General features: G+C 66.4%; 14 protein-coding genes. All 14 read right to left on the bottom strand.

Going from position 1 to position 10,018, the window contains the following annotated elements; all coding sequences use genetic code 11:
• Nucleotides 1-410 precede the first annotated feature (410 nt).
• Complete coding sequence (locus tag MKK67_RS10930) at nucleotides 411-1,298, bottom strand: hypothetical protein (RefSeq protein WP_243964184.1); 888 nt, start codon at nucleotides 1,296-1,298, stop codon at nucleotides 411-413.
• 65 nt (nucleotides 1,299-1,363) lie between these two features.
• Nucleotides 1,364-1,735 (bottom strand): DUF3618 domain-containing protein, encoded by a 372-nt coding sequence (locus MKK67_RS10925; protein ID WP_243964183.1) that lies wholly within the window; start codon nucleotides 1,733-1,735, stop codon nucleotides 1,364-1,366.
• 49 nt (nucleotides 1,736-1,784) lie between these two features.
• The gene (locus MKK67_RS10920) at nucleotides 1,785-2,147 is read right to left on the bottom strand and encodes a CsbD family protein (RefSeq protein WP_243964182.1); all 363 of its coding nucleotides are present in this window, start codon (nucleotides 2,145-2,147) and stop codon (nucleotides 1,785-1,787) included.
• 68 nt (nucleotides 2,148-2,215) lie between these two features.
• Nucleotides 2,216-2,410: a hypothetical protein gene (locus MKK67_RS10915; protein ID WP_243947511.1), complete on the bottom strand. Its 195-nt coding sequence runs from the start codon at nucleotides 2,408-2,410 to the stop codon at nucleotides 2,216-2,218.
• A gap of 112 nt (nucleotides 2,411-2,522) precedes the next feature.
• On the bottom strand, nucleotides 2,523-2,684 hold the full coding sequence (locus tag MKK67_RS32885) for a YidB family protein (protein ID WP_409568389.1): 162 nt from the start codon (nucleotides 2,682-2,684) through the stop codon (nucleotides 2,523-2,525).
• A gap of 36 nt (nucleotides 2,685-2,720) precedes the next feature.
• Nucleotides 2,721-3,206, bottom strand: coding sequence for a YidB family protein (locus MKK67_RS10910; protein WP_243964181.1), 486 nt, complete (start codon nucleotides 3,204-3,206; stop codon nucleotides 2,721-2,723).
• 84 nt (nucleotides 3,207-3,290) lie between these two features.
• On the bottom strand, nucleotides 3,291-3,986 hold the full coding sequence (locus MKK67_RS10905; protein WP_243964180.1) for a hypothetical protein: 696 nt from the start codon (nucleotides 3,984-3,986) through the stop codon (nucleotides 3,291-3,293).
• Nucleotides 3,987-4,035: 49 nt separating this feature from the next.
• Complete coding sequence (locus MKK67_RS10900; RefSeq protein WP_243964179.1) at nucleotides 4,036-4,422, bottom strand: hypothetical protein; 387 nt, start codon at nucleotides 4,420-4,422, stop codon at nucleotides 4,036-4,038.
• Between the two features lie 111 nt (nucleotides 4,423-4,533).
• Entirely contained in the window at nucleotides 4,534-5,442 is a 909-nt protein-coding gene (locus MKK67_RS10895; protein WP_243964178.1) for a YsnF/AvaK domain-containing protein, read from the bottom strand.
• On the bottom strand, nucleotides 5,439-5,939 hold the full coding sequence (locus MKK67_RS10890; RefSeq protein ID WP_243964177.1) for a YsnF/AvaK domain-containing protein: 501 nt from the start codon (nucleotides 5,937-5,939) through the stop codon (nucleotides 5,439-5,441). Before MKK67_RS10890 ends, MKK67_RS10895 begins: the two co-directional genes overlap by 4 nt.
• A gap of 2 nt (nucleotides 5,940-5,941) precedes the next feature.
• Complete coding sequence (locus MKK67_RS10885; protein ID WP_409568388.1) at nucleotides 5,942-6,898, bottom strand: PhnA-like protein; 957 nt, start codon at nucleotides 6,896-6,898, stop codon at nucleotides 5,942-5,944.
• A 222-nt stretch (nucleotides 6,899-7,120) separates the two neighbouring features.
• Complete coding sequence (locus MKK67_RS10880; RefSeq protein WP_243964176.1) at nucleotides 7,121-7,303, bottom strand: hypothetical protein; 183 nt, start codon at nucleotides 7,301-7,303, stop codon at nucleotides 7,121-7,123.
• 162 nt (nucleotides 7,304-7,465) lie between these two features.
• Nucleotides 7,466-8,950 carry a PAS domain S-box protein gene (locus tag MKK67_RS10875; protein ID WP_243964175.1) on the bottom strand — a complete coding sequence of 495 codons (1,485 nt, stop codon included), beginning with the start codon at nucleotides 8,948-8,950 and terminating at the stop codon, nucleotides 7,466-7,468.
• Nucleotides 8,951-9,063: 113 nt separating this feature from the next.
• Nucleotides 9,064-9,378: a hypothetical protein gene (locus MKK67_RS10870; RefSeq protein ID WP_092046585.1), complete on the bottom strand. Its 315-nt coding sequence runs from the start codon at nucleotides 9,376-9,378 to the stop codon at nucleotides 9,064-9,066.
• Nucleotides 9,379-10,018: the final 640 nt, after the last annotated feature.

The following is a 10,018-nucleotide window of genomic DNA, read 5'->3' as shown; positions in this document are numbered from 1 at the left end:
GGCCCGGTGCGTAGCGGGGCGTATGGTTTGAAGCGCAAGGCCGAGGTCCGTTCACCACCCCTAGCCAAGATTGCCGGACGGCCGACCAATGACCGCTTATAGGAAGTGCCGACGACCGCTCACATGACTGGGTTGGGTCGGCAACGGAACGTCCGCTTTCGGATGAAGCCGAGGTCTAATTGCCACCCTTAAATGACCCTTCGCATAACATCAGCTCACGGAACCAGGACCGCTGAGCGTCACTGCCACGTTCCATACAGATCTATGACGTCGGTACCTAGATGTTCCAAAAACCGACAGCCACATAGTGGAGCGACTAGCCTTCAGGCGACCGCCGGTCCCGCTAGTTCAGACTCTATTGAACGCTATGACGGCATCACTGCTCTCAGAAGTTTGTTGACCTTCGCAGCTTAGCCGGGCTCATGCTGCACGTCCGAGTGCATCATGAAGCCGAGGGCGACTTCCGAAAACTCAGGCGTGCGGAGATAGCCGTAAGACTTATGGCGGTTTGCCGAGCCGTTCGGGCGCAGATACGCGTTCACGACCGCGATGTCGTCGACGCTGACACCACGGTCATTGCGCGCGAAGACCGCCGTGAGTTCGCCGGCCACCGCGGCGAGGTCACGGTTGTCGGCCATGTTCGTCCAGCGGCTGACGTTGTTCGGGACGCGCGCCGCCCCGTTCTCCTCGGCAATCTTCGCCCTTACCTCCGCCAAGCCAAGCGGGGAGCCCAGTGTCACGAGGTGCTCGATCTGCACGGAAGGATTTTCCCGTTCGAGCATGCGTAAGGCGTCATAGGCGATGATCGAACCCATCGAGTGCGCAGCCAGCAGCACGCGCCGACCAGCGAGCCGCTCCAGAACCTCGATGAGCCTGCGCCGGACCTGCCGGGCGAACGGCGTCTCGGAATGGTACTGCCACAGATCGTCGAAGCGGTGCTCGAGGATCGCGTCGTCGACCGGTGTGGCCCCCGTCGCAGTCTGCAGTGCGGCCAAACCGCGGTAGACTTTGCTGACGACGCCATCATTCAAAGTCGCATCAGCGTCCGGCCGATGGCGTGGGAACGGCTCGGAGCCGCCGTCGGGCTGGTAGGGCTCATCGTTGGCGTCGCCGAGGAGCGGCTGATCGTAACGCAGGTCCGCCCAGTACACGAACTCGAATGGGAACCCGCCGCCGTCATGTCCGCAGTTTCTCTGCAGTCCCTCTACGATAGCAGCCTTCCACCAGCGCCGTTTCTCGTCGAGCGGAGGCTTGTTCTCCAAGCCGTAGATGCCGACGAGGATGCCCTCAGCGCTCATTCACTCGAGTCCGTCGACAGGTTGGGCGAGGCGTCGTCCCGCAGCCCGATCGTGGGGGCGCCTCACTACGGTGTGCTGCCCGCCCCAGCCGAATATCGCCTCGGCACGTCCAAGGAGGCCTGAACGGACGGCTGCAGCGGCGTCCGCATGTCCGGATCGCGCTCGGCGCGATAGACACGGACGGATGGCTTGGTCACCTGCCGCAACAACAGCATCACGCCTCCAGCGATTAGAAGGACGGAGAGCGGGTTGTGCCGGACCGCATGCAGGGCACCATCGTAGAGCGCGACCCCGGCCTCGCTCCGGCGTGCGGTACTGACAAATTCCTCCACGATGGAGGACGTGTTCAACCGCGCTTGCAACCGATCGAGGGTCCCGTCGAGCCGGGCGCGGCTCGCCTCGACGTCGCGTTCGAGGTCCCTGGCACCAGCGATCATGGATGGCCTCGGATCGCATCGAGCGGCATAATCCACACGGAAGCGGCCTTCACTTCCGGCCGTGGATGAACAGTGCAAGAAGGTAACCGAGCGCGCCCGCCATCGCGACGACTATGAGCGGCGACTCTTTCGCATATTGGCTGAGCGCCTCACCGCCCTGTCGATACGCATGCTCGGCCTCAGGGAAGCGCTCGCGCCCCTTCTTGATCGCCTCACCGGCGAGATCGTTCGCTTGGTCGGCCACGTCGCGCACCGCGTCCTTGGCCTGTCCGACGAGGTTCTCGGTCGAACCCTTCAGTTCGGTCATCTTGCCCTTGCCCTGGGTCTCGCGGTCGCCAATCGCGTCGCCGACCGTGCCATGAACCTTGCCGCCGAGTTCCTTCGCGGCGCCGGTGATGCGGTTCTCGTCCATGGTGTCCCTCCTGAATTGGCAGCCGGGCCCACATGCATCGCGGACCCGGCTGGTTCTACGAGAGTCGATCAGTGCTTGCCGGTGCTCTTGCCGTGAGCCTTAGTCGAACTCTCGTGCGCCTTCGCCGAATGGCCGTGGGCCTCCTCGGAGTGCTTGCCGGCCGCCTTGGCGTCGCCCTTCTCGTGGTGCTCGGCGGCCGTCTTGTGCGACTTGGCGGCTGCCTCGTGATGCTTGGCCGCCTCGTGGTGTGCGTTCTGGGCCATGGCTGTGTTCCTCGTTCGGCACCATAACGGTGCTCGTTGCGGTCATATCGACCGGCGCGTCCGGGTGAGGTCGTCCTCGACCGGCGTGCGGAAAGTCCTCAGGCTCACCGCGTCAGCGCACGGGAAACCTGCCATCAGGGGCGTAGCGGTTCACCACTGAGGGAAGCTCCTGTGGGAGCCGGAAAAGTAAGTCGCCATGCGACAGGTCGGTCTGCCACGACAGGCTGTCGAGCACCGCAGAACATATGCCCTGCTGCAACTGACAAAGGGTGATCTCATAAAACGGCGGCGTGATCGGTCGCGAAGAACGTTACCAATGCGCGTGCTCCTGCTCGGTCGGCATACGACCCTGCGGGGTAAGCTGGTCGACCACGCCGGGCAGCAACTGCGAGAGTTGCGACAGCAGGTCGGAGCTGCCCATACCGGTCTGCTGCGAGAGCTGGCCTACCGTCTCGGGACCGAGCGCGTCGCCGAGGTCATGCGGCGCGATCGGTTGGTTCTGACCTTGGCCGATCCACGAGTTGATCGCCCCGCTGTGGCCAGCCTGGGTGAACTGTTCCACGAGGGCACCGAGCCCACTGGCCCCGCCGCCGCCGAGCAGACCGCCGAGACCGCCCTGACCGGCGCCAACCATGCCGCCGCCCGCGTTACCCAACATGCCGCCGAGGCCGCCGCCTCCGGCCCGCGCGGCCAGAAGGCTCATCAGGACGCCGACGAGGGGGTTAGCGCTGCCGCCCTGTTGCTGACCGGCGTTACCGCCGACCACGCTGCCGATGATGCTGTCGAGTAGGCCCATGGGTGGTGCTCCGGGAGCGGCCCTCAGGCCGGGATGATCGTATGGGTCAACGATGAGGCCGGATCCAAGGATGGATGCCGAGGATCAGACTGGGTGGTTGTAGACACGCACCCTGCGGGCACCCGACATCGACGTGTCCGTACCGGCCATGGGAGCGCTCACCGCATCGTTCTCGCGCACCACCGAGCCGGCGGCCGCGTCCGAGCCGATCAAGGTCGATGTGTCCCTTGGGGCCTCGTCGGCAGTCTTGCTGCTCCAGCCCTCGCTCTCCCAACCCTGCGCACGCGCGTCGAGATCGACGGCACCGTGCTCCTCCAGGATGCGCGTGGCCACGCCGGCGTGAGCTTCATCCGCCCTCACGGTCAGCAGCGAGCCGCCGCGGCGCACACCCTCGGCGTAGGCATGCGCGTCGGTCTCAGTCACACCGGCGCCGGTCAACGAACCGGTCAAACCGCCCGCTGCGGCACCGATGCCCGCACCGGTCAGCGTCGCCACGAGCCAACCGGCGGCCACGACCGGACCAACGCCTGGGATGGCCATCAGCCCGAGGCCGGCGAGGAGGCCCGCGCCACCGCCTAGGATCGTGCCGAGCGTCGCGCCCGTCCCCGCGCCGGTGGCAGCATGGTCTGCCGTGTCGCCCGTTCCGGCATTGCCGGTATCCGCCTTGTTGCTGACGAGGCTGATATCGGAGTGGGGCACGCCGGCCGCCTCCAACTTCGTCACAGCCGCCGCAGCGTCGTCGTAGCGGTCGTACAGGGCCGAGAGGGTCTGTGCTGGCATGGGATGACTCCGAGATATTCGGGTGGGACAGATCGAGCGAGGGGACCGGCTACTGGACCGCGACGTTCCCCTTGAAGTCGAGGCCGACGCTGGCAGCTTTGCCGTCCACCGTCGCGCTGGCGTGCCAGATGCCGTCGCCATCCTTCTTCAGGCCCTTGACCTCGTGGTAGCCGGCTCGCTCAAGCCGCCGGCGGACCTCACCCTCAGTGAAGCTGTTGGCGCCCCGCTCCAACTTGACGTTCGCCCCCGTGCCGGTGGCGGCTGCCTTGCCGTCGTGGCTGTGATCGGTGTTCGGCCGCGTCACGGCGTTCTGGCCGCCGGACGTCGCGCTGGAAGCACCACTCGTCGCCGGCTGCCCGGTGACGGTCGTCTGCGCCAGTGCGGGCGCTGCTGCGAGCAACGGCAACACGATGAGGATCGAGCGGTTCAGGGACATGACAGGGCCTGTTTGTCTGGTGGTAGTTAGAGGGACGGCCGATCCGACGTCTGATATCGGCAGGGTGCGCTGCCCGACGCACCGAGGCTCCGGGCAGCGCGCTCAGGTGGGTCAGACCGGCTTGCGCGTACCCGGCGTGGTACCGGTCGTCGTGGTGCCGGACGTGCCGGTGCGGCTGACGTTGCCGCGCTCGTCCTCGACCTCGACCTCCGTATGCCGCACCTTGTCGGTGATGGTCTCGGTGCGCTGACCCGCGTCCTTGCGGATGCCGACCTCCTCGACCACGCGGGCCTCCTTCGACACCACCGCCTGCTCACGCATCTCGGTCGCCTCGATGGTCTTGCTCGCGAACAAGGCCTCGTCGGCCGCCGTCACCGGCCGGTCGACCGCGCGCCGGTCGACGTGCACGGTCTCGTCGCGCAGGGTGACCTGCTCCTCAACCGGCTTCTCGACGACGAAGGAGCGAACTCGCACCCGGCCGCTCTCGGCCACGCGCTTGCCGACGTTGAGCCGCTCCTCAACGATCGGGATGTAGTCGGTCTCGCCCGTGGTCGTCCCGGCACCCTTCAGGGCCGCGGCGCCTGTAGCCGCCGTTGCGGTTGCTGTCGTGCCCGTGGTCGAGCTGGCCGTCGTCGTGCCGCCCGTCGCCGAGTACCCGCTCCAGCCTTCCTTGCGCCACGCGCTCTCACGCTGGTCGAGGTCGACCGAGCCGTGCTGCTCCAGGACATCGTAGGCCGTCTCGGTCTGCGCCGGCTCGACGCTCGCGGTCAGCAGCGTGCCACCGCGGCTCAGGCCCTCGCTGTAGGCGTAGCGATCCTCCTCGGGCATGAAGAAGTCCTTGAGCGAGCCCCAGAAGCCGCCCTCGTCCTTGTGGTAGTCGTATGAGCCGCTCGTGCGCGCCGTCTGGGCACCTTGCACCAGCTTGATCGCCGATTGCGGGATGCCGGCGGCGACAAGCTTGGCCTGAGCGGCTTGCGCCTCGGCCGGGCGATCGAACAGCGCGGTGATCGTCTGCGTCATGGTGTTGTCTCCTGGGTGGAAGGGGGATCGATCTGTTCGCTGGCGTGGCCGTCCGGGCTCACGCGTTCGACCACGGCGCGCTGCTTACGCAGCGTCACCGGGACCTCGACGTCCTCATCCGCGGAGCTTCGGCGGACGTGCACTTCTTCCTTCAGGACGAGGCGCTTCTCGACGACGAGGATCTCTTCGAGGACGGGAATGACGGTCACCCCGTTCTCCTCGCGGATCACCGGGGGCACCTCGCCCTTGGACAGCGTCCGGTTGACCGGCACCCGGTTGACCTCGACCGTTTGGCTGCGCAGGCTCTCGCGCAGGACCTGATCGACGGTCTCCGTCCGGGTCGAGACCCGCACCCGCCCGGTCTCCACCGCCTGCTTGTCGATGCGAGCGGTCTCCTCGATCAGCGGGAGGACCACCTCCTCGCCCACAGTGACCTCCGCCGTCTCTACGCTTTGCGTCCGTGAGAGCTTCGGCTGGCTGGCGGCGGGATCGCTCATGGTCAGACCCGGCGCTGGGTCGTGGCGGTGACGCCGGTGTGGCTCACCACCGGATCGACCGCCGCACCGCGGCCCGCGAAGAAGGCGGCCAGTGCGCCGAGGATCAGCGCTAGGGCGCCGTAGAGCGCACCCTGTGAGCCGGCGCGGGCGGCGGCATCGGCCGCCTGCTTGGCCTGCTCCTTGGTCTTCGCGACGGTGTCATTGAACTGCTGCACGTACTGCGCAACCTGGGTCCGGGCCTGATCGACCGGGATGCCCTGGGCCTTGGCCAACGCCTGGGCCGCCTTCTCCTGGGCGTCCTTCTGCTGGGCTGCGTCACCGGTCACCGCGGCGCGCATGGCGCTGACGGCGGCGTTCTTCAGGGCCTCGGGGTCGTTGCCGGTGCCATTGCGAACCTGGCTCTCGATGTTGGAGAACGGGTTGTCCATACCCGGCAGCGACGGGGCCGCGGCCTGCGCGGCGGTCTTCACCGAACCGCCGATCAAGTTGCCGGCGCCGCCGAGCGTGCTCGACACCGCGCTCGACGCGCCGCTGACGACGCCGCCGACCGCCGAGGACAACAGGTAGACGACGACCAGGGTCGAAACCGCCCAGGCGATCAGCCCGTGATAGGCGGTGGTGGTGCTGGCCGACTTGCCCGAGAGGCGCCCGGCGAGCCAGCCGCCGGCGGTGGAGGCGAGGATGCCGGAGATCACGAACCAGATCCCGGCGCCGGACGAGAGCGACCCGGCGGTCGGGGTGCCGTTGCCAGCCGGGTCGACGGTCGAGAGCCCGATCCCGAGCCCGATCATGTTCAGGATGACCTGGGCGACCAGCGCGATCACCGCGCCGGCGAACACTGCGCCCCAAGACACGGAGTGCAGCGCCATCGTGCGCATGTCCTCCGCAGGGGAGACCGCACTGGCGGTGGGGAGGTCGCGGTCGTAGGCCGGACGGGTGGTGTCGGGTGTCAGCGCCATGCTTGGTACTCTCAGGTCAGTTTGGTTCGATCTTCGGCCGGGAGCGGCGGAAGCGGGTTTGGCTGGGTTCAGAGCACCCGGCAGCGGCCGATCAGGGCGTGGTCGAGCCGCAGCCCGACCACCGCGCCGACGACGGGGACGAGCAGGTCTGCAGAAGTTCAGGCCCGCGACACTGGGCTGACCGAACTGGTTGCCGGCCATGTGTCAGCTCGCGCTCCAGCATCATGAGCGGGTCGAGCGCTTGGGTCCTGGCTCGGGGTTCGACGACGCGTAGGCGGCTTCGATGGCGGCGATCTCGGCGGCGGCTTCCGCCTGGATCGCACGGTCGCCCTCGATGAAGCCGATGGCTTCCTTGATCAGCGCCCGGATATGGTCGGGCGAGAGCACCTTCCGACGCCCGGCCACACGGATCTCCTCACATCAACCCGCCGGGATGATCTTCCGAGATGCTCGTATGAGCAGAGCTACCACCGTGTAATCAGGCGATTTAGTAGAAGTTCCGACGAATTACATAAAGTACATTTGTACCAAGTCGGCTTAGTAGTTCTGTCACGGTTTTCGTCGGTCTCAGCGCCGGTGACGCGTGTTCGGCCCGATGCCGCGCTCCTGCGCCCACACCACCACCGCGCTGCGGCGGTTGACCCCGAGCTTGCGGTACAGCCCTGAGACATGGTTGCGCACCGTGTTCGGCGACAGCTTCAGCTCGGCGCCGATCTCCCGGTCGGTGGCGCCCTGGCAGATCCGCGTGAGCATGTCCTGCTCGCGGATCGTCAGGTTCTCGACCCCGGGCGACGTCCGACCGGAGCGTGTCGGGTGGCGCAGGGTCGCCAGCTTATCGATCACCCCGTGGCTGAACCACGACGCGTCCGCCATCACCGCCTCGATGGCGGTGATCAGTTCGCGCTCCGAGCGCTTGCGGGCGGTGATGTCCTGCAGCACGCACAGCACGCAGGCCTCGTCGTTGATGCTCACCCGCTCCGCGGAGACGAGGCAGTCGATCTCGGCGCCTGCCGCATCCTGCAGCACGGCCTCGAAGCCGCGCACGCTGCCGAGCCGTCTCAAATCTCGGGAGAACTTGCGCTGCTCGGCGCGGTCGACCCAGAGCGACAGGTCAGCGAGCGAGCGGCCGTCCGCAGCCTCGGGGGCATGACCGTAGGTGGCGACGAAAGCTTGGTTGACGCTGGTGATCGCCAGCCCGTCCGCGCTCATCAGCGCGCACGGCACCGGCGAGAGGTCGAACGCCTTGGCGAAGCGCTCTTCGCTGTGGCGCAGGGCCATCTCGGCCTTCCGGCGATCCTCCAGGTCGGCGAAAGTGAACAGCATGCATGGCTCGATGCCGCCCGAGCCTGGCATCTCGATGGCGTGCCCGGCCACGATCACGTACCGGCCGCGGCCGCACGGCGTGGCGAGCTGAGCCTCCATCTGTGGGATGGTGCAGCCCTGGTGCAGGCGATGGATCGCCATCTCGCGCCGCTCGGCCTCGCGCAGCAGGTCGATCTCGCAGAAGGTCCGGCCGAGCACGTCGTCGCGATGGTACCCGGTGAGGTCGAGGAAACCGTGGTTGACCCGCACGAAGCGCAGGTCGGCGATCCGGCAGATGATCGCCGGGGCCGGGTTGGCGTTGAACATCCGCTCGAACCGGGCCTCGGCCTGATAGCGTTCGCTCACGTCCTGCATCACCAGGGCGAGGCCACTCGGCGTGCCGGCCGCATCGGTGGTCACCAGGCTGCGGATACGGTGCATCCACCTGTGTGTTGGATCCCGGGTTGGGACCAGCTCGACCACGACGTCGCGGAACACCTCGCCTGAAAGCACCCGGTCGAGGGGATGCTGCAGCGGGCCAATCTCCCGATGATTGCGGTAGTGCAGCGTGAAGTTCGCACGGTACTCGGACACGGTGGCGCCGAGATCGTCGACATCGGTAATGCCGTGCATCATCACGGCGGCATCGTTGGCGTAAGCGATGGTCTGATCCGGCTCGATCAGGATCACGCCCTCGGACAGGCCGGCCACGATCTGCCGCATCTGTATGTGGCGCGCCTCATCGACCATCGGGGTATCTCCATCCGAAGCGCCAACGCTCGAATGCGAGGAAAAGCCCAGACCGCCGCGTTTTGTCGGTCCTGATCTAGTCAATCGCCTCGGATGCACTCGCCGAGCAGATCTCAGGCCGAGGAACTACACCTATGAGCGTGCGAGGATTTGTTGCGCACAAGTTGCAGTTTGGGCCGGCGGCTTCCAGTGAGGAACATCACTTCGAGCGTGCCTTCATCCATCGTCGTGACGTGGAGGCGGTAGCCCATATTCGTCGCCAGCATACGCGCTTGGTCCAGTGTACTGGCGGCCAAGGTCATCGTGAACTCGGCTACGCCCGATGCCAGTTGAGCCGCGAGGAGACCGATTTCAACACCTTCGTCGAAGGTCTCGTCGCGGCCAGCAAACCGCAGGCGCAGACCGGGCACGACGTGGATGTGGCGCATCGCTAGTCCCTCTGGACACCTCGCAGTGCACAACCGATGTGGTTAACGTCGCGTTAGCGGCGGTGTGCTCTCGAAAGATCCAAAATCTTGCGCGACCGCTACGAGGTTGGAGCAGCTTCTCGAACCCGGGCGACACGCACGGTCTCAGAACGCCGTTCTATGTGAAGGCAGCGCTAGAACGGAGGAGTCGACGAGCCGCGCGTCTTGAGTGCGGTCCTCACCTTCGCCAAGCCCGCAGAGGCGACATCGGCATAGGGGCAGATCCGTGCCATTTCGCCGGCCCGGCGGCGCGCCGTGTGCGGTTTGGCTAGCAGCGGCCCTGTGGCGAGCGCGTCGAAGTAGGCTATCCAGTACCGAGGCTTCATGGGCCTCGGATCACTCGATTTTAAACCCTTCGCTGACGGCATGGTCGTTTCCGATCGGCAAGCTGCATACCGCAAACATCCTACCAAAGGGGTGAACGCGGCCTCAATCGCTCGAGCCGATAACAAGCGGCCAAGTTCCAACGGCAGCGTTCCAAGGATCTTGCCCTATTGGAACGGCCACGTTCCAGCGGGATAGTTCTAGTCAGCGAGCCCTATTGGAATGCAACGGTAGGTAGCGCGATCAGTTGTGTACGAAAAACGATCGTTTTCCCGAC

The sequence above is a fragment of the Methylobacterium sp. J-072 genome (genome assembly GCF_022829425.1).
GTDB lineage: Bacteria > Pseudomonadota > Alphaproteobacteria > Rhizobiales > Beijerinckiaceae > Methylobacterium.
The sequence above is the reverse complement of the archived record's forward strand: the minus strand, read 5'-3'. Positions and strand labels throughout refer to the sequence as shown.

What these genes read in the sequence shown, in the direction of transcription:
- MKK67_RS10930 (WP_243964184.1), bottom strand. Translation starts at nt 1,298, where the DNA reads ATGAGCGCTGAGGGCATCCTCGTCGGCATCTACGGCTTGGAGAACAAG.
- MKK67_RS10925 (WP_243964183.1), bottom strand. Translation starts at nt 1,735, where the DNA reads ATGATCGCTGGTGCCAGGGACCTCGAACGCGACGTCGAGGCGAGCCGC.
- MKK67_RS10920 (WP_243964182.1), bottom strand. Translation starts at nt 2,147, where the DNA reads ATGGACGAGAACCGCATCACCGGCGCCGCGAAGGAACTCGGCGGCAAG.
- MKK67_RS10915 (WP_243947511.1), bottom strand. Translation starts at nt 2,410, where the DNA reads ATGGCCCAGAACGCACACCACGAGGCGGCCAAGCATCACGAGGCAGCC.
- MKK67_RS10910 (WP_243964181.1), bottom strand. Translation starts at nt 3,206, where the DNA reads ATGGGCCTACTCGACAGCATCATCGGCAGCGTGGTCGGCGGTAACGCC.
- MKK67_RS10905 (WP_243964180.1), bottom strand. Translation starts at nt 3,986, where the DNA reads ATGCCAGCACAGACCCTCTCGGCCCTGTACGACCGCTACGACGACGCT.
- MKK67_RS10900 (WP_243964179.1), bottom strand. Translation starts at nt 4,422, where the DNA reads ATGTCCCTGAACCGCTCGATCCTCATCGTGTTGCCGTTGCTCGCAGCA.
- MKK67_RS10895 (WP_243964178.1), bottom strand. Translation starts at nt 5,442, where the DNA reads ATGACGCAGACGATCACCGCGCTGTTCGATCGCCCGGCCGAGGCGCAA.
- MKK67_RS10890 (WP_243964177.1), bottom strand. Translation starts at nt 5,939, where the DNA reads ATGAGCGATCCCGCCGCCAGCCAGCCGAAGCTCTCACGGACGCAAAGC.
- MKK67_RS10885 (WP_409568388.1), bottom strand. Translation starts at nt 6,898, where the DNA reads ATGGCGCTGACACCCGACACCACCCGTCCGGCCTACGACCGCGACCTC.
- MKK67_RS10875 (WP_243964175.1), bottom strand. Translation starts at nt 8,950, where the DNA reads ATGGTCGATGAGGCGCGCCACATACAGATGCGGCAGATCGTGGCCGGC.
- MKK67_RS10870 (WP_092046585.1), bottom strand. Translation starts at nt 9,378, where the DNA reads ATGCGCCACATCCACGTCGTGCCCGGTCTGCGCCTGCGGTTTGCTGGC.